General features: G+C 72.9%; 24 protein-coding genes and 1 tRNA gene. 19 read left to right on the plus strand and 6 right to left on the minus strand.

Translation table 11 applies throughout. The features are described from left to right. The 3 genes from GCU60_RS08045 to GCU60_RS08055 form a co-directional block, all read left to right on the plus strand. Positions 1-982: methyl-accepting chemotaxis protein (locus tag GCU60_RS08045; protein WP_163204018.1), on the plus strand; the 982-nt coding region annotated here is incomplete at its 5' end. Positions 983-1475: 493 nt separating this feature from the next. After that, a complete protein-coding gene (locus GCU60_RS08050) occupies positions 1476-2378 on the plus strand; it encodes an NAD(P)-dependent oxidoreductase (RefSeq protein ID WP_345770475.1) in 903 nt (300 codons plus the stop codon). A 509-nt stretch (positions 2379-2887) separates the two neighbouring features. Continuing rightward, entirely contained in the window at positions 2888-4084 is a 1197-nt protein-coding gene (locus GCU60_RS08055) for a tyrosine-type recombinase/integrase (protein ID WP_163204023.1), read from the plus strand. Between the two features lie 114 nt (positions 4085-4198). Here GCU60_RS08055 and GCU60_RS08060 read toward each other — a convergent pair. Further along, positions 4199-4283: transfer RNA gene (locus tag GCU60_RS08060), tRNA-Leu, on the minus strand. Between the two features lie 87 nt (positions 4284-4370). Here GCU60_RS08060 and GCU60_RS08065 point away from each other — a divergent pair. The 3 genes from GCU60_RS08065 to GCU60_RS08075 all read left to right on the plus strand — a co-directional run bounded on the left by GCU60_RS08065 (position 4371) and on the right by GCU60_RS08075 (position 6865). Continuing rightward, positions 4371-5699, plus strand: a complete 1329-nt coding sequence (locus GCU60_RS08065) for a M20/M25/M40 family metallo-hydrolase (protein ID WP_163204025.1) — start codon at positions 4371-4373, stop codon at positions 5697-5699. Positions 5700-5711: 12 nt separating this feature from the next. Then, positions 5712-6521 carry an SDR family NAD(P)-dependent oxidoreductase gene (locus GCU60_RS08070; RefSeq protein WP_163204027.1) on the plus strand — a complete coding sequence of 270 codons (810 nt, stop codon included), beginning with the start codon at positions 5712-5714 and terminating at the stop codon, positions 6519-6521. Between the two features lie 113 nt (positions 6522-6634). Further along, positions 6635-6865 (plus strand): hypothetical protein, encoded by a 231-nt coding sequence (locus GCU60_RS08075; RefSeq protein ID WP_163204029.1) that lies wholly within the window; start codon positions 6635-6637, stop codon positions 6863-6865. 13 nt (positions 6866-6878) lie between these two features. Here GCU60_RS08075 and GCU60_RS08080 read toward each other — a convergent pair whose 3' ends face one another. Then, a complete protein-coding gene (locus GCU60_RS08080; protein ID WP_163204031.1) occupies positions 6879-7451 on the minus strand; it encodes a class I SAM-dependent methyltransferase in 573 nt (190 codons plus the stop codon). Between the two features lie 135 nt (positions 7452-7586). On the opposite strand from GCU60_RS08080, the gene GCU60_RS08085 reads away from it, so the two are divergent. Continuing rightward, the gene (locus GCU60_RS08085; RefSeq protein ID WP_163204033.1) at positions 7587-8543 is read left to right on the plus strand and encodes an NADPH:quinone oxidoreductase family protein; all 957 of its coding nucleotides are present in this window, start codon (positions 7587-7589) and stop codon (positions 8541-8543) included. A gap of 39 nt (positions 8544-8582) precedes the next feature. Next, a complete protein-coding gene (locus GCU60_RS08090; RefSeq protein WP_163204035.1) occupies positions 8583-9404 on the plus strand; it encodes a pentapeptide repeat-containing protein in 822 nt (273 codons plus the stop codon). Positions 9405-9422: 18 nt separating this feature from the next. Here the strand turns inward: GCU60_RS08090 and GCU60_RS08095 are convergent, their stop codons facing one another. Beyond that, positions 9423-9626, minus strand: a complete 204-nt coding sequence (locus tag GCU60_RS08095) for a DUF5703 family protein (RefSeq protein WP_163204037.1) — start codon at positions 9624-9626, stop codon at positions 9423-9425. 132 nt (positions 9627-9758) lie between these two features. Here GCU60_RS08095 and GCU60_RS08100 point away from each other — a divergent pair, with 132 nt between their 5' ends. From GCU60_RS08100 to GCU60_RS08110, 3 genes are all read left to right on the plus strand, one after another. After that, positions 9759-10031 carry a hypothetical protein gene (locus GCU60_RS08100; RefSeq protein ID WP_163204039.1) on the plus strand — a complete coding sequence of 91 codons (273 nt, stop codon included), beginning with the start codon at positions 9759-9761 and terminating at the stop codon, positions 10029-10031. A gap of 85 nt (positions 10032-10116) precedes the next feature. Beyond that, positions 10117-10416 (plus strand): hypothetical protein, encoded by a 300-nt coding sequence (locus tag GCU60_RS08105; RefSeq protein WP_163204041.1) that lies wholly within the window; start codon positions 10117-10119, stop codon positions 10414-10416. Between the two features lie 70 nt (positions 10417-10486). Beyond that, positions 10487-11284, plus strand: coding sequence for a DUF2470 domain-containing protein (locus GCU60_RS08110; RefSeq protein WP_163204043.1), 798 nt, complete (start codon positions 10487-10489; stop codon positions 11282-11284). A 7-nt stretch (positions 11285-11291) separates the two neighbouring features. Here GCU60_RS08110 and GCU60_RS08115 read toward each other — a convergent pair whose 3' ends face one another. Further along, positions 11292-13250 (minus strand): AAA family ATPase, encoded by a 1959-nt coding sequence (locus GCU60_RS08115; protein ID WP_163204045.1) that lies wholly within the window; start codon positions 13248-13250, stop codon positions 11292-11294. After that, positions 13247-14227 (minus strand): aldo/keto reductase, encoded by a 981-nt coding sequence (locus GCU60_RS08120; protein WP_163204047.1) that lies wholly within the window; start codon positions 14225-14227, stop codon positions 13247-13249. The genes GCU60_RS08115 and GCU60_RS08120 overlap by 4 nt, the downstream gene beginning before the upstream one ends. A 160-nt stretch (positions 14228-14387) precedes the next feature. Here GCU60_RS08120 and GCU60_RS08125 point away from each other — a divergent pair, with 160 nt between their 5' ends. The 6 genes from GCU60_RS08125 (at position 14388) to GCU60_RS08150 (ending at position 18235) form a co-directional block, all read left to right on the plus strand. Further along, positions 14388-15230 (plus strand): undecaprenyl-diphosphate phosphatase, encoded by an 843-nt coding sequence (locus GCU60_RS08125; RefSeq protein WP_163204049.1) that lies wholly within the window; start codon positions 14388-14390, stop codon positions 15228-15230. A gap of 123 nt (positions 15231-15353) precedes the next feature. Continuing rightward, complete coding sequence (locus GCU60_RS08130; RefSeq protein ID WP_163204051.1) at positions 15354-16052, plus strand: histidine phosphatase family protein; 699 nt, start codon at positions 15354-15356, stop codon at positions 16050-16052. Between the two features lie 63 nt (positions 16053-16115). Further along, positions 16116-16667, plus strand: a complete 552-nt coding sequence (locus tag GCU60_RS08135; RefSeq protein WP_163204053.1) for a DUF3090 family protein — start codon at positions 16116-16118, stop codon at positions 16665-16667. Positions 16668-16680: 13 nt separating this feature from the next. Beyond that, on the plus strand, positions 16681-17433 hold the full coding sequence (locus GCU60_RS08140) for an SCO1664 family protein (RefSeq protein WP_163204055.1): 753 nt from the start codon (positions 16681-16683) through the stop codon (positions 17431-17433). 174 nt (positions 17434-17607) lie between these two features. Beyond that, positions 17608-17994, plus strand: coding sequence for a VOC family protein (locus tag GCU60_RS08145; protein WP_163204057.1), 387 nt, complete (start codon positions 17608-17610; stop codon positions 17992-17994). A gap of 43 nt (positions 17995-18037) precedes the next feature. After that, positions 18038-18235 carry a hypothetical protein gene (locus GCU60_RS08150; RefSeq protein WP_163204059.1) on the plus strand — a complete coding sequence of 66 codons (198 nt, stop codon included), beginning with the start codon at positions 18038-18040 and terminating at the stop codon, positions 18233-18235. Here the strand turns inward: GCU60_RS08150 and GCU60_RS08155 are convergent, their stop codons facing one another. Next, the gene (locus GCU60_RS08155; protein WP_163204061.1) at positions 18236-18952 is read right to left on the minus strand and encodes a maleylpyruvate isomerase family mycothiol-dependent enzyme; all 717 of its coding nucleotides are present in this window, start codon (positions 18950-18952) and stop codon (positions 18236-18238) included. 61 nt (positions 18953-19013) lie between these two features. Between GCU60_RS08155 and mshC the strand changes: the two genes are divergently transcribed. Together mshC and GCU60_RS08165 are read left to right on the plus strand one after the other, a co-directional pair. Next, positions 19014-20270, plus strand: a complete 1257-nt coding sequence (mshC, locus tag GCU60_RS08160; protein WP_163204064.1) for a cysteine--1-D-myo-inosityl 2-amino-2-deoxy-alpha-D-glucopyranoside ligase — start codon at positions 19014-19016, stop codon at positions 20268-20270. Beyond that, a complete protein-coding gene (locus GCU60_RS08165) occupies positions 20267-21319 on the plus strand; it encodes an HD domain-containing protein (protein ID WP_163204066.1) in 1053 nt (350 codons plus the stop codon). Before mshC ends, GCU60_RS08165 begins: the two co-directional genes overlap by 4 nt.

The raw sequence follows: 21319 nt of genomic DNA on the forward strand, positions 1-21319 counted from the left end.
CCCGCCCAGCCTCGACCACGCAGGCCCCGAGATTGGGAGACACGCCCTAGCCGTCGTCTCGGTGGCGGAAGCCATGGCCGACTGCGACTTGACGCAGTCCACCGGGATCACTAGAGGTGACGAGGTAGGGCGGGTGGCGGTGGCCATCGACGCCGCCCAGGCGAGTCTGCGGCGAGTGATGGCCTCAGTGATCTCGTCCGCCGATGCGGTGGCGGCATCGGCAGAGGAGCTGTCCGCCTCGTCCGCTCAGATTGCCGCCTCGGCTGAAGCGACGTCTGCACAGTCCGACGTGGCGGCAGACGCCACTCGCGAGATCAGCCAGAGCGTCGCGACCGTGGCATCCGGCGCGGAGGAGATGGGGGCGAGCATCCGCGAAATCGCCAGCAATGCAGCGGAAGCCAGTGCTGTGGCCGGACAGGCAGTGAACTCCGTCGAGTTGACCAGTTCGACGATCGGTCGGCTGGGGCAGAGCTCTGCCGAGATCGAGACCGTCGTGAAGGCCATCACCGCCATCGCCGAGCAGACGAACCTGCTGGCGCTGAACGCAACCATCGAGGCTGCACGTGCCGGAGAGGCAGGGAAGGGGTTCGGTGTGGTGGCCAGCGAGGTCAAGGAATTGGCAGAGGAGACCTCCAGGGCGACGGAAGACATCGTCCGGCAGGTCCAGGCCATCCAGAGCGACACTGGGGCGGCCGTCACGGCCATAACGGAGATCAGCGACATCGTCGGTCAGATATCGGACCGACAGACCACGATCGCCAGTGCGGTCGAGGAGCAGACCGCAACCACGAACGAGATGGCGAGATCGGCAGCCCAGGCGGCCAGCGGGACCGAGAGGATCACCGAGAACATCGCCAGCGTCTCTGCAGGGGCGTCCGCAACGACCGGGGCACTCATGCAAACCCGTACCGCGGTGGACGAGCTGGCGCATATGGCAGCCGAGCTGCGTTCCTCCGTCGCTCGGTTCACATTCGAACGGTGACCGTCGTCCTGTCCCGGCCGCCGATCGCGAGCGGCCGGGACGGGACGATTCTTCTCGGTCGGACCCGTCACGGATGCTGTGGTTCGGCCGTCACGTACGCGTCCTCGCTGGTGGGGTGAACCGGCTCTTCGCATCCCAGGGTGTACCCGCGGTCTGAAGCCGCCGGTCCCGAGCAGGCCCATGACCAGGTGGTTGATGAGGTTGCGAAACCGGAGACGCGAATGACCAGCGCGCCCACATCCTCCGCGATTATTCACACCGTCCTGACCGCGCCGGCGCACATCCGCCGATGCGCCCCCTTTCCGCACCGGCAGGGCCGATGTTCCGCCTGAACGCCGCGTGAGTACGTGTAGATCTTGTACACCTGTCGGCCAGCCTTTACGGATTTCGCAGAGGCCGGGCGAGAAGCGCTCATGGACGCTGACGTCCAACGGATGTCTCCCCGTCAACGGCTTGGAGCCATCCACCTCCACACCGACAAGGAGCAGCCGTCGTGACAACGCGAACGCACAGATCTCGGGTGACCGTGCTCGGCTTGGGTCAGATGGGGACAGCCGTGGCTCGCGTGCTCAGCGAGGCGGGGCACGACGTTACCGTTTGGAACCGCACCTCTTCCAAGAGTGAGGCGTTCCGGGGCTCCGCCACGGTTGCGGACTCCGCTGCATCGGCCTGCCAGGCTTCGGATGTCGTCCTCTCGGTGCTGAGCAGCTATGCGGTCACTGACGAGATCCTGCGGGCCCCCGACGCGACGGATGCCCTGCGTGGCAGGACGCTGATCCAGATGAGTACGGGCACTCCAGACGATGTCCGCGCTACCGCCTCATGGGCCGCGCGATCGGGCGTCCAGTACCTCGATGCCAAGATCATTGCGTACCCCAACTCCATCGGAACGGAGTTGTCAACGATCTTGTACTCCGGCGCTCCGGCAACGTTCGAACGGTGGCAGGACACGCTTGCGCCGCTCGCGGGCGAGAACGAATTCGTCGGCCAGGGCGTGACCGATGCGGCGACGTTCGACCTCGCGTGGCTTGGCTTCTGGTACGGCGCATCGGCCTCGTTCCTCCAATCGTTGGCACTGTGCCGCGCGGAGCAGCTGCCCGTCGAGAAATTGCTGTCGCGCCTGCGGTGGATGGTCGACTTCATCGAATACAGCGCGCGCGATGCGGCGGCCAGGGTGGAACGAGACGATTTCAGCGGCGCCGACTGCGCGCTCGAGGTGCACCGGCATGCGCTCGAGGACGTGACCCGAGCGAGCAAGAACAGGGGGCTCGACGACAGGCTGCCAGCTGCCGTGATCGAGCTGTTCGACCGGGCCATCTCGCTCGGATACGGCAACGACGAGTTGCCGGCGCTCTATCAAGCTGTGGTTGAAGCGCAGTCCCCTGCGCCGAATTGACTCACGTGCGCCGAATAAGCTGAGCTCGATATCACCGGTTGATCATGGCGGTGATCGCGTGATCGCGTGATCGCGCGATCCGGGTCGCGGAACAGTGAGCGGTCAACGGTGTGCTGGTGCCCGGACCTCGTTATCCAGGTCGTCCACATTGGTCCGTGCTCGCGCAGCGGTGGCTGCCGAGTGCTCTGCCCGCCACGGCCGCCACGGCCCTGTCCGGACCAACCGGGCATCGTTGCGCTGGCGTGGCAGCGAGATCAAGCAGGACGAGCTCTGGCACCGGGTTGTCCGCTGACCAACGGCTCGGCTGGGGATGGCTCCTGACCTTGTCCGGTAGATCTCCAGCTATGCGCTGCGCGGCTTCTTCGTTTTTCGATTGCTCGTCCACAGCGCGACTCACTGTCCACAGATGTGGCTGCCCCTGTCCCTCAGCCCCATCAGTCGGGGTCAATGGCCATGGGCCCGGGGTCACCGTCGCTGGGCTCCTGACGGTGCGAGCAGCGGAGGCAGGGATGACCAAGCGGCGTCACAAGGGCGAAGGCGGGATCAGTGAGTATCGAACGAGATCTGGGCCGCGGTTCCTGATCAAGTATCCGGTCTCGCTTGAGGACGGCACCACTCGCGTCGTTCTCAAGCGCGGCTTCCTAACGAAGAAGGACGCGGCCGCCGCTCTCCGATCGGAGATCCGAAAGGCCGAGATCGGGCAGTGGGTGCCTCCCTCGAATCAGCGGCTTGACGCCTATCTCGAGGACTGGATCCAGGGGCAGCGACTGAGTCCCTCGACGGTGGCCTCGTATCGTAAGAACATCCGGTTGCACATCGATCCACATCTGGGCAGTGGGCAGGTCGCACGGCTGACCGGACCGATGGTCGACATCTGGATGCGGAAGCTGGAGTCCTCCGGCAGAGCCGACGGCACGGGCGGTCTGTCCGCGCGGACGGTCCGCTACGTCTTCACCATCCTGCGCTCGGCTCTGAGCGACGCCGTCAAGCACGGACGCCTCCCGGCTAACCCCACTGACCGATCCACCCCGCCGAGCCCCTCGGAGGCCCGCCCGCCGGAGATGCAGGCCTGGACCGCGGTCGAGCTCGGCCGCTTCCTCCGCTGGGCCGCCGCCTACGACAGAGACGCGGCCATGGGCTGGCGCCTGCTCGCGGCCACCGGCATGCGCCGCGGTGAGGCATTGGCCCTGCGGTGGCGCGACATCGATCTGGACGCCGGCCGGCTCGCGGTGCGCCGCAGCCTCGGCGTGATCAAGACCAAGGGCGCCGGCCAGCAGCTGGTCGAGGGCCCCACCAAGACGGGCCAGTCCCGAGTCGTCGACTTGGACGCCGGCACCGTGGCGGCGCTGCGCGCCTACCGCACCGCCCGGAACGAGGTTGCTGGAGATCTCATCCGGGACGGCGCGCTGCTCTTCAGCAACCTGGACGGCTCGCCGCGTCATCCGGAGCGGTTCTCCCGTCAGTTCGTCGCGCACCTTTCCCGAGCGCGCCAAGCGCTGGGCTGTGAACAGCTCCCGGCGATCCGTCTGCACGACCTCCGCCACACCCACGCCAGCCTGCTCCTCGCCGACGGTGTCCCGGTGAAGGTGGTCTCCGAGCGCCTGGGGCATGCCAACGCCACCATCACGCTCACCGTGTACCAGCACGTCCACCCCGGCATGGGCCGCGAGGCCGCGGACCGCTTCGCCGCCCTCCTGGAAGGCTGACGAGGCAAGGCTGACGAGGCGCCATAAGTATCAAATAGGTATCGCGAGGCCCTATTGACCTTGAGGCGAAACCGCCCCGGCTCTCTGACCTGCTGAGACGCCGGGGCGATGCTGTGTCCGAGGGGGGACTTGAACCCCCACGCCCGATAAAGGGCACTAGCACCTCAAGCTAGCGCGTCTGCCATTCCGCCACCCGGACAAGGTGCGGCGCCCCGGAGGGCGTCGGGGAGAAGCATAACGGAGCCGTCCCCGGCGTTCACGCACCCCCGGTGGCACGATCACCGGCATGTCAGAGCCGACCGCACAGCCCCTCGTTCGAGCCCAGGCCGAGGTCGCCGAGCTGCTCTCCGACCTCATCCGCATCGACACCACGAACACCGGCGACACCGCCACCGGCGCGGGCGAGCGCAAGGCCGCCGAGTGGGTCGCGGGCAAGCTCGACGAGGTCGGGATCGGCTCGCAGATCGTCGAGTCGGAGCGGGGGAGGGCCAGCCTGGTCGCCCGCATCCCCGGCGCCGACCGCAGCCGGCCGGCGCTGCTGGTGCACGGCCACCTCGACGTCGTCCCCGCGGACCCGGCCGAGTGGAGCGTGCACCCGTTCTCCGGCGAGGAGCGCGACGGCTACATCTGGGGCCGGGGCGCGGTCGACATGAAGGACATGGATTCGATGGTCCTGGCGCTCGTCCGCGACTGGGCCCGCACCGGCGTGCAGCCCGAGCGCGACATCGTGCTGGCCTTCCTCGCCGACGAGGAGGCCGGCGGCGCGCTAGGTGCGCACTTCATGGTCGACGAGCACCCCGACCTGTTCGAGGGCTGCACCGAGGCGATCAGCGAGGTCGGCGGCTTCAGCATCACCGTCCGCGACGACCTGCGCCTCTACCTCGTGCAGACCGCGGAGAAGGGCATGGGCTGGATGCGGCTCACCGTCGGCGGCAAGCCCGGCCACGGCTCGTTCGTGCACGACGACAACGCCGTCACCCGGCTGGCCGAGGCCGTGGCCCGCCTCGGCAACCACCGCTTCCCGCTCACCCTCACCCCGCCGATGCGCGAGTTCATCGCCGCCGTCGAGGACGCCTACGGCATCGAGATCGACGCCGCCGAGCCCGAGGTGGCCCTGGCCCGCCTGGGCAGCCTCAGCCGGATGATCGGCGCGGCCCTGCGCAACACCGCCAACCCCACGATGCTCCAGGCCGGCTACAAGGCCAACGTCGTGCCCGGCACCGCGAGCGCCACCGTCGACGGCCGCTTCCTCTACGGGCAGGAGGAGGAGTTCGAGCGGCAGCTCGACGCCCTCCTCGGCGAGGGCGTGACGCGCGAGTGGCTGGTGCACAACCCGGCGGTCGAGACGACGTTCGACGGCCCGCTGGTCGACCAGATGGTCGCCGCCCTCAGGGCCGAGGACGACGGCGCGCGACCGGTTCCCTTCACCATGAGCGGCGGCACCGACGCCAAGAGCTTCCAGCGCTTGGGCATGCGCTGCTTCGGGTTCTCCCCGCTGCGGCTGCCGCCGGACCTCGACTTCGCGGCGCTGTTCCACGGCATCGACGAGCGGGTGCCGGTGGAGTCCCTGAAGTTCGGCGTCCGGGTGCTGGACCGGTTCCTGCGCGGCGCGTGATGTGATGCCGGGGTGACCTCCACCACTCCCGCACCCCGCCCCGGATCCGTCGCCCTCATCACCGGAGGGACCGGTGGCTTCGGCCGCGCCCTCGCCCGCACGCTGCGCGCCCGCGAGGTCACCGTCGTCCTCGCCGACCTCGACAGCGACCGCAACCGCGCCGTCGCCGACGAGCTGGGCTGCGAGTTCGCCGTCCTCGACGTGACCGACCGGCGGGCGAACGAGGAGCTCGTCTCCCGCATCGAGGGCCGGCACGGCCGGCTGGACGCCGCCTACCTCAACGCCGGCATCTCCGCGGCCAAGAGCGAGGACGTCCTCGACCTCGACGAGTTCATGCGTGTGGTCGACATCGACCTGTTCGGCGTCGTGTACGGCGTGGCCGCAGCCCGCCCGGCGATCAAGCGCGCCGGGGGAGGGGCGATCGTGGTGACGGCGTCCCTGGCCGGCCTGTCGCCCATGGCCACGGACCCGGGCTACAGCGTCGCCAAGGGCGGCGCGATCGCCTTCGTGCGGTCGATGGCGCCCCGCCTCGCCGCCGAGGGGACGACGATCTCCGCGATCTGCCCGGGCTTCGCCGACACCGCGATCATCGACCGCATCCGCGACCAGTTCACCGCCGCGGGCTTCCCGGTGCTCACCGCCCAGGAGGTCGCCGACGCCATGGTGATGGCCTGGGAGTCCGCGGAGCCGGGTGCGGCCTACGTCATCCAGCCCGGCGTCGGCACGGTGCCCTACAAGTTCAAGGGCGTGCCCGCCGCCCGGACGGAGACCGGCGAGACCGCCGTCGTCCCGGAGGCGCTGCGCCCGCCGTCGATGCGCTGACCGTCCTCCGGCGTGCGCCGGAGCGCCGGACCGGCCAAGATCACCACCGGTGGGAGGGGGAGAGCGGAACCCGCCTGGACAGTTCGTGCCCAGGAACGGAAGGAACCCCCTCGATGCGCACGATGCGGTACAAGCCGAGCAAGCCGGCCGCCGTCCTCGGGATCGTCTTCGGCATCGGCATGCTGGTCTTCGGGATCAGCATGTTCGGCGACGCGGGGGAAGGCCGCGGGTTCCTCGTGTTCTGGTGCCTGGCCGTCGTGGCCATCACGGGCCTGAACACCTGGGCGGCGTTCTCGAAGAAGGGCTCGCTGGCCACCTTCGTCGCCTCGGACGAGGAGAAGTAGGGCGTCCGCGGTCTCAGTCCACGATGGGAGCGCGGCAGGCGAAGAGGAACGCCGGCGGCACGTTCCAGGGGGTGACCCGCCAGGTCACGCTCGAGAACCGCTTGCGGAACTCCGCCAGCATCAGCGGCGAGTACTGGATGACCACCGCGGTGCCGCCGGGGGCCAGGGCGCCGGGCAGCACGTCGAGGATGCGCTGCCGGATCCCCTGCTCCAGCGAGGTGTAGGGCAACGCGGAGACCATGACGTCGGCCTTCGCGCCGCCCAGGTGCGCGGCCACGTTCTCCGCGGAGTCGCAGACCACGTGCACGCGCGGGTCGTCGAACCGCTCGTCGAGCAGCTTGGCCAGCCGGGCGTCGATCTCCAGCGTCACCAGCCGGGCGCCGGGCTTCATCCGGGCGAGGATCTCCTGGGTCTGCGCGCCGGTGCCGGCGCCCAGCTCGACCACCAGGTCGGCCGCCGGGACATCGGTCAGGTCGAGCATGTCCCGCACCGCCGTCCGGGACGTCGGGAGCACGGCGCCGACCTGCCGTGGGTTGGTCAGGAAGGCGCCCAGGAAGCGCAACCGGTCGGTGAGGTGCTGGAGCATCGAGTCCCTTCCCGGGCCGCTCCGGGCTGGACGGCCGTCGTGGGGCACCCTGACACGCCCCGGCGGGGCTTGCGACACCGAGGGCTCGGCGGACCCGGTGACGGCGGTCACGGACGGTCTGGCAAGGTCGGGGGCATGCGCGCATGGCGGGTCCACGAGCTCGGCGACCCCTCCCAGGTCATGTCCTTCGACGAGGTCGACCGTCCCACCCCCGGCGAGGGGCAGGTACTGGTCAAGGTGCGGGCGGCCGCACTGAACTTCCCCGACGTGCTCATGGCCATGGGCATGTACCAGGAGAAGCCGCCGCTGCCCTACACGCCCGGCGTCGAGCTGTGCGGCGAGATCGTCGAGACCGGCCAGCGGGTCATCGGCGCGCCGTCCGGCGGTCCCGGCGCCTTCGCCGAGTACGCGCTCATGGACGCCGCGTCGGTCTTCCCGGTGCCCGACAGCATGTCCGACGAGAAGGCCGCGTCCCTCTACCTGACCTACCAGACCGGCTACGTCGGCCTGCACCGCCGGGCGCACCTGCAGGCGGGGGAGACCCTCCTGGTGCACGCCGGCGCCGGGGGCGTCGGCACGGCGGCCATCCAGCTGGGCAAGGCCGCGGGCGCCACCGTCATCGCCACCGCCGGCGGGTCCCGCAAGACCGAGGTGTGCACCCAGCTCGGGGCCGACCACGTCATCGACTACACGTCGGAGGACTTCGTCCCGATCGTCAAGGAGCTCACCGGCGGTCGCGGCGCCGACGTCATCTACGACCCGGTGGGCGGCGACGTCTTCGACAAGTCGCGCAAGTGCATCGCGTTCGAAGGGCGCATCGTCGTCGTCGGCTTCACCAGCGGGCGGATCGCCGACGCGCCGACCAACCACCTCCTGGTGAAGAACTACAGCGTGGTCGGGCTGCACTGGGGCCTGTACCGAAAGCACGACACGTCGGTGTTCACCGAGACCCACGAGCAGCTGGTCCGGCTGGTCGAGGAGGGCACGGTCGACCCCCTGGTCGGCGAGGTGCTGCCGCTGGACCAGGCGCCGCAGGCCCTGCTGAAGCTCGCCTCCCGCGACACCGTCGGCAAGGTCGTGCTCGTCCCCTGAGCCGGCCGGGCGGGGGCCGCACCTACCGTGGTCCCCGCCATGCCTGAACAGCTGCCGCTCGCCGACGACCGCTCAGCCCTCCGCGCCGACTGCTCCCGGTGCGCGGGGCTGTGCTGCGTGGCGCCCGCCTTCGCCGCGTCCGCCGACTTCGCGATCGACAAGCCGGCCGGCACGCCGTGCGTGTACCTGGCCGGGGACTTCCGCTGCGGGATCCACGCCTCCCTGCGCGAGCGCGGCTTCCCCGGCTGCACGGTGTTCGACTGCTTCGGCGCCGGGCAGCGCATCACCCAGGAGACGTTCGGCGGGCACAGCTGGCGGGAGACGCCGGAGCTCGCCCGTGCCCAGTTCGCCGTCCTGCCGGTGATGCGGCAGCTGCACGAGATGCTCTGGTACCTGGCCGAGGCGCTCGCGCTGCCGGCCGCGGCCCCGCTGCACGGCGAGCTGCGGACCCGCCAGGGCGAGCTCCGGGAGGTCGCCCGCCGCTCCGCCGACGAGCTCGCCACCCTGGACATCGGCCCCCACCGGGGCCCGGTGGGCGAGCTGCTGGGCCGGGTCAGCGACCTGGTCCGGGGCAGTGGGCGCGGTCCCGACCGCCGCGGGGCGGACCTGATGGGCCGGGACCTGCGGCGGGTGGACCTGCGCGGCGCCGGGCTGCGCGGGGCCTACCTGATCGGAGCGGACCTCCGGGGCGCCGACCTGGGGACGGCGGACCTGCTCGGGGCCGACCTGCGGGCCGCCGACGTCCGCGGTGCCGACCTGAGCCGCTGCCTGTTCCTCACCCAGCCGCAGGTGACCGCGGCCCGGGGGGACGAGGCCACCCGGCTGCCGGCGATCCTCGACCGGCCCCCGGCCTGGGCGTGAGCCGCCGCCGGGCCGCGGTCAGATGACCGGCTTGGGCAGGTAGGAGAGGCGGGCACGCCGGCGCAGGATCACCTTCCGCGTGCCGTCCGCGTGCAGCTGCAACCGGGCGAGCTCCCAGCCGCCGACGTCGGCCTGGAGGCTCAGCATCGTCGCCGCCGCGGACCGGGACGTGCCCGGCGGGATCCGCAGCGGCGCGAACTCGTAGTCCGCGCGCGTGTCCATCGCTGCGATTGTGCCTGGATCTCGCGGTCCGGTCACGACTTCGTCGTCACCCTCACACCCGCTCGTCCTGCCAGGTCCCCGTTCCGGCGGCACGATGAGGAGGACCCGCACCGCAGGACGAGGGAGGACGACGTGACCGAGCCCGGTCTCTCGAGCGACGCGACCGACGCCGACCGCGCGGAGCAGGAGGCGCTCCTCGACCCGCCCGCCGTGGCCCGCGCCGCGGAGGCGCAGAACCCGGCCGGCGACGTGCCCGAGGCCGACGCCGTGGAGCAGCAGCTGGCCGCCCGGCCGGGCGAGGCCGGCACCCCGCGCGGCCCGATCCGGGACCGCGAGGCGAACGAGGCCGACGTCCTGGAGCAGGACGCGGACGTCCCCGTGGACGAGGACGACCTCCGCGGCTGATCCCGGGCGCACGGGCGGGTGAAAGTCCCGCTCCGCGCTGCCGCCGCGGCCGGCACCCGCCATGGTGGACGGCAGGAGGTGGGCCATGACGACGACGGGGACCCGCGGAGCCGACGCCGGCACCGCCGAGTCGGCCGCCGTGGCGCGCTGGGCGGCCGCCGCCGGTGTGCCGGAGTCGGTGGCGCAGGGGTACGAGTCGCGCACCTCGACCACCACGCGCTTCCTGCGCGGCGTGCTCCTGGGTGGGGTGGTCGCCGTGCCGGTGCTCCTGCTCGGTGCCATCGACGGTCCCGGCGGAGGTCTGTGGCCGGTCGTCGTCCTGGTGCTGGCCGTGATCGGGCTGCGGATCGCGCAGCAGCGGCGGCATCGGCGCCGCCGCCGCTGACCCGCGTCGCCCGGTCTGGCCCTGCACCGAGCGATTTGGTTAGGCTGCCCTAACTCATCGAGGAGGGGTCATGCAGAGCCGACCGATCCACCCGGCGCCCGAGCGCCGTCCCGACTCCGACGGCCTGCGCCCCGGGGCCGCCGAGCGGGCCCGCACCGTCGCCACCCGCACCGCCGCCACGGTCTGCGCCCGCGGCGTGGAAGGCAGCCGGGTGCTCGCGCACACCGTCACCGCCGCTGGGCAGGTGCTGCTGGTCGTCCGGTGGGAGGGCGAGCTCGCCGCCGCCGTGCGGGCGGCCCCGGATGAGGACCTGCCCGCCCTGGTCATGGTGAGCGACCACGCCCCGGTGCCGCTGCGCCGCCCCGTGCGGGCACAGCTCTGGCTCTCGGGGTGGGCGACGCCGGTGCCGCCCGCGGACCAGCGGGCGGCGCTGCTCGCCTTCGCCGAGGCCCGCCCCCACGGCGCGCTGCTCGACGTCGGGCGCAGCGCGCAGCTGCTCCGGCTCGACCTGGCCGAGGTGGTGCTGGGGGAGGGGGGCGACGGCGTCGACATCGGCCCGCAGGAGTTCCTGGCCGCGCGGCCCGACCCGCTGGCCGGGATCGAGGGCGACCACCTGCGGCACCTGGCCACCGACCACCCCGACGTGGTGCGGCTGCTGGCCGGCCGGCTCCCGGTGGGCATGGTGGGTCCGGACGACGTCGTCCTGCCGCTGGGCCTGGACCGGTTCGGCTTCCGGCTGCGCATCGAGCGGCCGACGGGGCACACCGACGTCCGGGTGCCGTTCCCCCGGCCGCTGACCTGCCCCGGTCAGCTCGGTGCCGCCGTCGGCCAGGTGCTCTGCGCCGCGCGCGCCGCCCGGCGCGCCTAGCAGGCCGTCAGCCCTGCCCGACGATCTCCTGCAGCAGCTGGGCCAGCCGGGTGCGCCGCGGCCGGACGTCGACGTCCCGGACGGCCCGGGCCAGCGCCGCACCGCTGGCGTGCACGATGGACAGGTGCCGCTGGGCCCGCGTCAGGGCGGTGTAGACCAGCGGCCGCGACAGCATCCCGCCGGCCTCCGGGGGCAGCACGACCACCACACCCGGCCACTCCGACCCCTGCGCGCGGTGCACGGTGATCGCCCAGCCGTGCCGCAGGTCGAACAGCGCCTGCCCGTTGCAGGTGACCGGCCCCGAGCTGAAGTCGACGGTGATCGAGCCGTCGCCGGTGCCGGTCACCACGCCGACCTCGCCGTTGGCGAACCCGGTGGGCTCCAGGTCCATGTGGTTGGCGGTCGCCACCACGCGGTCGCCCGGATCGAAGCCGAACACCGCGCCCTCGCCGGGGTTGAGCTTGGCCTTCAGCGCCTTGTTCAGCTCGATCGTGCCGGCCGGACCGCGGTGCACCGGGGTGACGACCTGGACCACGCCGGGATCGATGCCCAGCGCCCGGGGGATGGAGTCGGTGACCAGCTGGACCACCCGCCGGGCCGCCTCCGTGCTGCCCTGCGCCGGGACGACGACCACCTCGCGATCGGGTGAGTCCACCGGCGGCAGCTCGCCGCCGCGCACCGCCGAGGCCAGCCGGGCGATCGCGCCGCCCTCGGCCTGGCGGTACAGCGTGGTGAGCTCGGTGACCGGGACGACGCCGGAGTCGATCAGGTCGCCCAGCACGTGCCCGGGACCGATCGAGGGCAGCTGCGCCGGGTCGCCGACCAGCAGCAGGTGCGTTCCGTCGGGGCAGGCCTCCAGCAGCGCGGCGGTGAGCTCCACGTCGAGCATCGAGGCCTCGTCGACGACGACCACGTCGGCGTCCAGCGGCCACTCCTCGTTGCGGGCGAACCCGCCCGAGGCGCCCTGCGCGCCGAGCAGCCGGTGCACGGTCACGGCCGGGTGGTCGGTCAGCTCCTCCAGTCGCTTGGCCGCCCGCCCGGTGGGCGCGGCCAGGGCGATGTCGGTGCCCTTGGCCCGCAGCAGCTTCACGATCGAGGCCACGGTGCGGCTCTTGCCGGTGCCCGGACCGCCGGTGAGCAGGCTGACGCCGGCGCCCAGCACCTGGGCCACGGCCTGCTTCTGCGCCTCGTCGAGGCCCTTGGCCACCGTGCGCACCGACGCGGGGTCGGCGATCCGCTCCGCCGCGGCGGCCAGCCGGGCGATGTTCTCCGCCACCGCCTCCTCGGCCATCCCGAACCGGGCCAGCGACAGGGTGCGTAGCGCCGGGTCCGGCTCGGCCGGCTCGTCCGCGTCCTCGTCGAACTCCGGTTCCGGCGGCTCGTGCTCGAGCACCTCGCCAGAATCGACGGCAGCCACCACAGCGGCCACCGGGTCGGCGATGCCCTCCGCCTGCAGCGCGGAGACGACCAGGTCCAGGGGCAGCACCGTGTGCCCGTCGCGGGTCGCCGTGCGCAGCGTCAGGCCGACGATCGCCCGGCCGCGGCGGGTGTCCTGCCGGTCGGCGCCGTTGAGCACGGTGATCGCCAGCCGGTCGGCGTCGCCGAGCGACACCCCCGGCAGGGCCAGCAGCGCCCACGGGTCGTCGCGCAGCCGCCGCGCCGCGTCCTGGCCCAGCCCGTCGGCGACGCCGGCGGCGAGCTTCGCGGGCAGGCCGGCGACCACCAGCAGCTCCACGACCTCGTAGGTCGGTGCAGCCGACAGGAAGCTGGAGAACAGCCGCTCGGCCCGCTGGCGGCCCACCCGTGGCAGCTTGACCAGCCGGTCTGCGGTCACGTCGTCGGGGACGGTGATGCCCGCCGCCGGCAGCTCGGCGGCCGTGCGCTTGCCCAGCCCCGGCCACAGCCCGGCGGTGCAGAAGGCGGCGGAGACCAGGTCCGGTCCGGGGGTCGGCGAGGCGGCCGTCACCGGTCGGTCCGGCGTTCGGGGTAGCTGAACGGCGGGGCGGAGACGTCCTCCAGGGCCGTGCGGATGGCCGCGGGCAGCCGGACGCCGTCGGCGTCCAGCGAGGCCTGCAACTGCTGCGCGGTTCGGGCACCGACCACCGGGGCGACGACGCCGGGCCGGTCGCGCACCCAGGCCAGCGCGACGGCCAGCGGCGTGGTGCCCAGGCCGTCGGCGGCGGTGATGACGGCCTCGACGATCCGGTCGGACTTCGCCGAGCGCAGGCCGTCGATGAAGCCCTGCCACTGCGGGGAGGCCCCCCGGGACTCCGACGGCGTGCTGTGCCGGTACTTGCCGGTGAGGATGCCGCGGCCCAGCGGGGACCAGGCCAGGACGCCCAGCCCCAGGGCCTCGGCGGCCGGGACCGCCTCGCGCTCCACCCCCCGCTGCAGCAGCGAGTACTCGACCTGGGTGCTGACCAGCGGGGTGCGACCGGGCCACGCCTTCTGCCAGGTGGCGGCCTGCGCGGTCTGCCAGCCGGTGAAGTTGCTGATCCCGATGTAGCGCGCGCGGCCGGAGGAGACGGCGAGGTCGCAGGCGGCCAGCGTCTCCTCCAGCGGCGTCGCCTCGTCCCAGGCGTGCAGCTGCCACAGGTCGACGTGGTCCAGCCCCAGCCGCTCCAGGGAGGCGTCCAGCGCCGAGATCAGGTGGCCCCGCGACGAGCCGCGGCCCATCGGCCCGGGTGCGGTGCGCCCCGCGGCCTTGGTCGCCACGAGCACGTCGGAGCGCGGGACGACGTCGGTGAGCAGGTGGCCCAGCACCCGCTCGCTCTCGCCGTCGCAGTAGACGTCCGCGGTGTCGACCAGCGTGCCCCCGGCATCGACGAAGGCCGTGAGCTGCATGGCGGCCTCGTCCTCGTCGGTGTCGCCGCCCCACGTCATCGTGCCCAGCGCGAGCCGGGAGACGACCAGTCCGCTGCGACCCAGCGCCCGTTGCTCCACGACCGGCCAACCTACCGGCGTCGCCGGATCCGCACCGGGGACCACCGGTCGCTCGGGGCGCCGCGGCGCGGTCGGCCGACGGGCCGCCTAAGGTTCCCGGTCGTGCCTGAACGCTCCCCGTCCCGCCCGGTCGCCGTCCCTCGCCGCGGAGCGCGCTGACATGGGGTGGATCGAGGCGATCGTCCTGGGGCTCGTGCAGGGGCTCACCGAGTTCCTGCCGATCTCCTCCAGCGCCCACCTGCGGGTGGTCGGGGAGGCCATCGGCTGGGACGACCCGGGCGCGGCGTTCACCGCGATCATCCAGATCGGCACCGAGGCCGCCGTCCTGCTCTACTTCCGGCACGACATCTGGCGGATCATCACCGCCTGGCTGGCGTCGCTCGGCGGCCGCCGGAAGGGTGACCCGGACGCCCGCATGGGGTGGCTGATCATCATCGGCAGCGTGCCGATCGTCGTCCTCGGCCTGCTGTTCCAGGACGACATCGAGACGACGTTCCGCGACCTGCGGATCGTGGCCACCGCGCTGATCCTCTTCTCGCTGATCCTCTTCTGGGCCGACCGAGTGGGCGCCAAGCGGCGACAGCTCGACCAGCTCACCGTCCCGCACGGCATCGGCTACGGGTTCGCCCAGGCCATGGCGCTCATCCCGGGCGTCTCCCGCTCGGGCGGCACGATCACCGCCGGGCTGTTCCTCGGCTACTCGCGGGCGGCCGCGGCGCGCTACTCGTTCCTGCTGGCCATCCCCGCCGTCCTGGGCTCGGGGCTCTTCCAGGCCTACGAGGCGCTCACCGGCGACGTCGCGGGCCAGGGCGTGTCCTGGGGGCCGACCATCCTGGCCACGGTCATCGGCTTCGGTGTCGGGCTGACCGTCATCGCCTGGCTGCTGCGCTACCTGGACCGGGGCAGCTTCACGCCGTTCGTCGTCTACCGCATCGTGCTCGGCCTGCTGATCCTCGGTCTGGTGTTCGCCGGCGTCCTGGACCCGGCGTCCGGCGCGAGCTGACGCGACCGGCGGCCGGACCCGGGCGCATAGGCTCCGGAGCGTGCACAAGGACCCCCGAGCCCCCCACCGCTCGCACGCTCGCGTCGGGCCCCTGCTCGCCGGCCGGTCGAGGAGGCGAGCCCGTTGACGACGGTCATCCTCCTGCGGCACGGCCGCACCACCGCCAACGCCGGCGGCGTGCTCGCCGGCTGGATGCCGGGGGTGCACCTGGACGAGACCGGCTCGGCGCAGGTGCGGGCGGTGGGGGAGCGGCTGGCCAAGGTGCCGCTCGCCGCTGTCGTCAGCAGCCCCCTGGAGCGCTGCCGGCAGACCGCCGGCGCGGTGCTCGCCGGGCGGGAGCTGGAGCTCCAGGCCGACGACCGGCTGGGTGAGGCGCGCTACGGCGACTGGACCGGCCGCACCATCAAGGAGCTGGCCAAGGAGCCGCTCTGGAAGGTCGTCCAGCAGCACCCCTCCGCCGCGGTGTTCCCCGGGCCGGAGGGGGAGGGGCTGGCCCAGACCCAGGCGCGGGCGGTGGCCGCGGTCCGCGACTGGAACGCCCGGCTCGGGCCCGACGCCGTCTGGCTGGCCTGCAGCCACGGCGACGTCATCAAGGCGATCCTCGCCGACGCGCTCGGTCTGCACCTGGACTCCTTCCAGCGGATCGTCGTCGACCCGGCGTCGATCTCCGTCGTCACCTACACCGACACCCGGCCGTTCGTGTCCCGGATCAACGACAACGGCGGCGACGTCTCGGCGCTGATCCGCACCCCGCGGAAGGGCCGCCGGCGCAAGGCCTCCTCCGACGCCGTCGTGGGCGGCGGCGCGGGCGCGCCTGCCTGACGTCGGCTTTTCCCACCGGCTCGTCCCCGGCGGGTGGTCGCCGCGCCCGCGTAACCTGGGCGCGTGCCCCGTCAGGTCCATCTCTTCGACCGCCCCAGCCGCTTCGTCGCCGGAACGGTGGGTCAGCCAGGGGACCGGACGTTCTACCTCCAGGCCAGCGACGACAGCGGCCGCACGGTGAGCGTCGCGCTGGAGAAGACCCAGGTCCAGGTGCTCGCCGACCGGATGAACGACCTCCTCGACGAGGTGAGCAACCGGGCCAGCGGCGTCATCCCGCCCGAGGCCGACGTCGACGACCTGGAGCCGCTGACCGCCCCGGTCGACGAGGAGTTCCGCGTCGCCGCCATGGGCCTGGCCTGGGACGGCACCGCCGAGGCCGTCGTCGTCGAGGCCGTGGCCGCCGGTGAGGAGCCGATCGAGGAGGACGCGATCCTCTCCGACAGCGACGAGGGCCCCGATGCGCTGCGGGTGACCATCACCCCGCAGGCGGCCAGGGCCTTCATCGCGCGGGCCCGCCGCGTGGTCGCCGCCGGCCGCCCGTCCTGCCCGCTGTGCTCGCTCCCGCTGGACCCGGTCGGCCACGTGTGCCCCCGGCAGAACGGCTACCGCCGCTGAACGGCGGCCGGCGATGAGCGAGCTGCCCGCCGAGGCCTCCGACCTGCGCCCGCCCACCGACGACGCCGAAGCCCACGAGCTGCTCACCCACGGCGTCATCGACCTCGAGGGGCGGATGCTCGACGCGTCCAACGTGACGCTGGTCGGCGCCATCCGGCACGGGGAGCTCGCCGCCGAGTGCGTCTACAAGCCGGTGGCGGGGGAGCGACCACTCTGGGACTTCCCGGACGGCACGCTCGCCGGCCGGGAGATCTCCGCTTTCCTGGTCTCGGACGCCACCGGCTGGCGGGTGGTTCCGCCCACCGTGCTCCGGGAGGGCCCGTTCGGCCCGGGCATGGTGCAGCTGTGGATGGACTGCGATCCCGAGATCGACCTGGCCGCCTTCGTCCGCCGGGACGACCCGGCCCTGCGCCGCATGGCCGTGTTCGACGCGGTGGTGAACAACGCCGACCGCAAGGGCGGCCACATCATCCCGATGCCCGACGGCCACGTGTACGGCGTCGACCACGGCATCTGCTTCTCCGTCGACCCGAAGCTGCGCACCCTGCTGTGGCGCTGGGCGGGCAGCCGGCTGCCCGCCGAGGCGCTGGAGGTGCTGGAGCGGCTGGGTGACGACCTGCGGGGCGATCTCGGGGAGCAGCTGCACGAGCACCTCACCCGCGCCGAGGTGCGCTGCACCCAGCGGCGGGTGGCCGAGCTGCTGCGCTCCGGGCGGCACCCCGAGCCCAGCGGCGACTGGCCCGCCCTGCCCTGGCCGCCGTTCTAGCGCTCCGCCGAGCGGGGGCCGGAGGCTCCCCGAGGCGGGGCGCGGAGCCGCCCTGCGGGGTCGTCGCGTCGAGTGGGGGCCGGAGGCTCCCCGAGGCGCGGCGAGGAAGGGCTCCACGCAGGTGGGGACGGGCGTTGATCGCGGTCGGAGCCCGGAGGGCGACAAGAGGAACGCATGCCGCATCGGAGCCGTCTGTCGATCCTGCTGCTCGACCTGCCGCCGGAGCACCATGCCGCCGGCCGGGACTTCTGGGCAGGTGCCACCGGCCGCTCCGCCACGCCCGATCCCGACGACGACACGTGGGCGTCCCTCGGCTCCTTCGCCGACGGCTGGCACGTGGAGGTCCAGCGGACCGGCGAGGGGACGGCGCCACGCTGGCACGTGGACGTCGAGACCGACGACATCCCCGCCGAGGTCGCCCGCCTGGAGGCACTCGGAGCACGACGGCACCGGGACATGGGCTCGTTCTGGCAGCTGCTCGACCCGGCCGGGCTGGTGTTCTGCGTCGTCGGCATCCAGACGGGTGAGGAGTTCGAGCGCCACGCCGTCACCTGGCCCTGAACCCGTAACGTGCCGCCCCGCAACGAGCACCAGAGGAGGTGGCATGCCCCGCGTCAGGACGTGGAAGGTGCCGGTCGGCCTGTGGCTGGCCGGGCTCGTCGCAAAAGTCCTGCTGAGCCTGCTCGTCGGGGAGACCGCCGGGGACTGGGTCGGCGGGACGCTGGGGTTCCTGGCCATGGTCAGCGCGTTGCTGCTGGCCCGCGAGGTGTCGCGCGAGAACTCCAGGCGCAGGGAGCAGTAGCTACTCGAGGTCCACCAGGGCGATCATCGCGGCGGCCTGGAGGCCGTCGCCGTCCACGGTGAGCACCTCCAGCGGCACCCGGCGCCAGGCGGCGAGCAGCAGGTCACCGGCGGTGCCGGTCAGGCTTGCGATGGGGAACGGCCGCGAGCCGGCGAAGAGCGTGCGCTCGACGTCGGCGTCCACGGCGTGGAAGACCACCGGGTGTGCGCCCTCCGGCGGCCCCTGCGGCAGCGCACCGGGCACCATCAGCTCCAGCCACTCGTCCAGGCCGTCCAGGCCCACGTCGGGCGGGATCGGCCGGACGTCGCCCAGCACCTGCTCGACGTCGACCGTGTGCACCGTCGCCTCCTGCAGCTGACGGCGCAGCACGAAGGCCACGTCCTTCCGCGGCGCCCAGGTCCACACCCGCTCGGCGGGGTCGGCGCCGGCCAGCGCCGTCTCCAGCTCGGCGCCCTGCGCGCCGATGTAGCCGAGCAGCTCGTCGTCCGGCCTCCGGGAGGGCTGGACGTAGGTCGAGAGGTCCACGGCGCGCGTGCGCACCACCCAGGCCCAGAAGTGCTGCACCTCGGCGAGGTGCCAGACCAGGTCGGCCAGCGTCCAGCCGGGGCAGCCGGGCACCGGGGCGGCCCAGCCACGGGCCAGGACCGCCTCGGCCGCGGCGTCGGCGAACCGCGCGTTCCTCCGCCGCAGGGCCGGCAGGTACTCGTCGAGCTCCATCGCTCCTCCTCCTGCGCCCGCCGGGCCCGAGCCCGTCGGACCAGCGCTCTAGGCTCCTACCGTGCTCTCCTGGCCCGCTCCGCTGCTGCCGACCCTGCCCGGAACCGGCCCCGTGCTCAAGGTCTACGACACCGCCCGGGGCGAGATCGTCGCGACGACGCCCGACCGCACGGCGCGCATGTACGTCTGCGGCATCACCCCGTACGACGCGACGCACCTCGGGCACGCGGCCACCTACCTGGCCTTCGACCTGATCAACCGCATGTGGCGCGACGCCGGCCACGCCGTCCACTACGTCCAGAACGTCACCGACATCGACGACCCCCTCCTCGAGCGGGCCGACCGCGACAACGAGGACTGGGTCGTGCTCGGCATGCGGGAGACGGCGCTGTTCCGCGAGGACATGACGGCGCTGCGGGTGCTGCCGCCGGAGGACTACGTGGGCGCCGTGGAGGCGATCCCGATGATCGTGGCGCAGATCGAGCAGCTGCTCGACGCGGGCCTGGCCTACGTGCTCGACGACGGCACCGGCGACGTCTACCACGACGTCGCCCAGGCGCCCGGCTTCGGCAGCGAGTCCCGCTACGACGAGGAGACGATGCTGCGGTTCTTCGCCGAGCGCGGGGGAGACCCCGACCGCGCCGGCAAGCGCAACCGGCTCGACCCGCTGCTGTGGCGCGGCCGGCGCGAGGGCGAGCCGACGTGGCCCGGGCCGCGCGGCGCCGAGGGACGACCCGGCTGGCACATCGAGTGCGCCACCATCGCGCTGGACACCATCGGCATGGGCTTCGACGTCCAGGGCGGCGGCAGCGACCTGGTGTTCCCGCACCACGAGTTCTCCGCCGTCCACGCCGAGGCGCTCACCGCCACCAAGCCGTTCGCCAAGGCGTACGTGCACGCGGCGATGATCGGTCTCGACGGCGAGAAGATGAGCAAGAGCCGGGGCAACCTGGTGTTCGTCTCCAAGCTGCGCGGCGAGGGCGTGGACCCGATGGCGATCCGGCTGGCACTGCTGTCCGGGCACTACCGCACCGACCGGGCCTGGACCGCCGACCTGCTGCGCGCCGCCGAGCGGCGGCTGGGCACCTGGCGGCGTGCCGTCGCCCGCGACGCGGGCGCTCCGGCCGGCGCGGTGCTGCACGGTCTGCGGGAGCGGTTGTCCGACGACCTCGACAGCCCCGGTGCGATCGCGCTGGTCGACGACTGGGCGGCGCGGACGCTGGCCGGGGGGAGCGACGACCTCGAGGAGCAGGCCCCGCGGATCATCTGCGACGCCGTCGACGCGCTCCTCGGCGTCGACCTCGGCGACTGCGGATGAGCGGGACGCCGGCAGGCCCGTTCCGGCTGACCGACCGCGCCGCACGCGAGGGGGCCGAGGAGCAGCTGGCCCCGTCCGCTGCGCGCGCGGCCGCCTCCCGCGGCCGGGCCCGCCCCGAGCCGGAGGACGCGCTGCGCACGGCGTTCGAGCGGGACCGGGACCGGATCCTGCACGCCAAGGCCTTCCGCCGGCTCAAGCACAAGACGCAGGTCTTCCTCAACCCCGACGGTGACCACTTCGTCACCCGGCTCACCCACACGCTGCAGGTCACCCAGGTGGCCCGCTCGCTGGCCCGCGCGCTGGGGCTCAACGAGTCACTGGCCGAGGCGATCGCTCTCGGCCACGACGTCGGCCACTCGCCGTTCGGGCACATCGGCGAGGAGGCGTTCGACCCCTACGTGCCCGGCGGCTGGCACCACGCCGCGCAGGGGGTGCGGATCGTCGAGGTGCTCGAGGACCTCAACCTCACCTGGGAGGTGCGCGACGGCATCCGGGCGCACAGCTGGAAGATCGACCCGCCGCCGGCCACCCGCGAGGCCGAGTGCGTGCGCTACGCCGACCGGATCGGCTACCTCTCCCACGATGCGCTGGACGCCGCGCGCGCCGGGGTCATCCGCGCCACCGACCTGCCCGCCCGCGCCGTCGCCGTCTTCGGGCAGCCGGGCAGCCAGATGGTGGGCGCGATGATCGACGCCGTCGTCGACGGGTCGACGTCGGCGGGGAACACCGCGGGCGCGGTGGTGATGTCCACCGAGGCGCTGGAGGCGATGCACGAGCTGCGCGACTTCATGTTCGCCCGCGTCTACGCCTCCGACGTCGCCGCGGGGCAGAAGCACGTGGCGGTCGACGTGATTCGCCGGCTGGTCGACCACCACCTCGCCCACCCCGAGCTCATCCCGGCGTCCTACCGCGACACCGAGGCCGAGCCGCTCACCCAGGTCGTGGACTACGTGTCGGGCATGACCGACCGGTTCGCCCTCGCCACCCACGACCGGCTCTTCGACGCCGACGCCGCGTCGCGAATGCGGCCCCTGCTGCCGACCGGCTGA

The sequence above is a fragment of the Blastococcus saxobsidens genome, assembly GCF_010682065.1.
Lineage (GTDB): Bacteria > Actinomycetota > Actinomycetes > Mycobacteriales > Geodermatophilaceae > Blastococcus > Blastococcus saxobsidens_B.

What these genes read in the sequence shown, in the direction of transcription:
- GCU60_RS08055 (WP_163204023.1), top strand. Translation starts at nt 2,888, where the DNA reads ATGACCAAGCGGCGTCACAAGGGCGAAGGCGGGATCAGTGAGTATCGA.
- GCU60_RS08065 (WP_163204025.1), top strand. Translation starts at nt 4,371, where the DNA reads ATGTCAGAGCCGACCGCACAGCCCCTCGTTCGAGCCCAGGCCGAGGTC.
- GCU60_RS08075 (WP_163204029.1), top strand. Translation starts at nt 6,635, where the DNA reads ATGCGCACGATGCGGTACAAGCCGAGCAAGCCGGCCGCCGTCCTCGGG.
- GCU60_RS08080 (WP_163204031.1), bottom strand. Translation starts at nt 7,451, where the DNA reads ATGCTCCAGCACCTCACCGACCGGTTGCGCTTCCTGGGCGCCTTCCTG.
- GCU60_RS08085 (WP_163204033.1), top strand. Translation starts at nt 7,587, where the DNA reads ATGCGCGCATGGCGGGTCCACGAGCTCGGCGACCCCTCCCAGGTCATG.
- GCU60_RS08090 (WP_163204035.1), top strand. Translation starts at nt 8,583, where the DNA reads ATGCCTGAACAGCTGCCGCTCGCCGACGACCGCTCAGCCCTCCGCGCC.
- GCU60_RS08095 (WP_163204037.1), bottom strand. Translation starts at nt 9,626, where the DNA reads ATGGACACGCGCGCGGACTACGAGTTCGCGCCGCTGCGGATCCCGCCG.
- GCU60_RS08105 (WP_163204041.1), top strand. Translation starts at nt 10,117, where the DNA reads ATGACGACGACGGGGACCCGCGGAGCCGACGCCGGCACCGCCGAGTCG.
- GCU60_RS08110 (WP_163204043.1), top strand. Translation starts at nt 10,487, where the DNA reads ATGCAGAGCCGACCGATCCACCCGGCGCCCGAGCGCCGTCCCGACTCC.
- GCU60_RS08125 (WP_163204049.1), top strand. Translation starts at nt 14,388, where the DNA reads ATGGGGTGGATCGAGGCGATCGTCCTGGGGCTCGTGCAGGGGCTCACC.
- GCU60_RS08140 (WP_163204055.1), top strand. Translation starts at nt 16,681, where the DNA reads ATGAGCGAGCTGCCCGCCGAGGCCTCCGACCTGCGCCCGCCCACCGAC.
- GCU60_RS08145 (WP_163204057.1), top strand. Translation starts at nt 17,608, where the DNA reads ATGCCGCATCGGAGCCGTCTGTCGATCCTGCTGCTCGACCTGCCGCCG.
- GCU60_RS08150 (WP_163204059.1), top strand. Translation starts at nt 18,038, where the DNA reads ATGCCCCGCGTCAGGACGTGGAAGGTGCCGGTCGGCCTGTGGCTGGCC.
- GCU60_RS08155 (WP_163204061.1), bottom strand. Translation starts at nt 18,952, where the DNA reads ATGGAGCTCGACGAGTACCTGCCGGCCCTGCGGCGGAGGAACGCGCGG.
- GCU60_RS08165 (WP_163204066.1), top strand. Translation starts at nt 20,267, where the DNA reads ATGAGCGGGACGCCGGCAGGCCCGTTCCGGCTGACCGACCGCGCCGCA.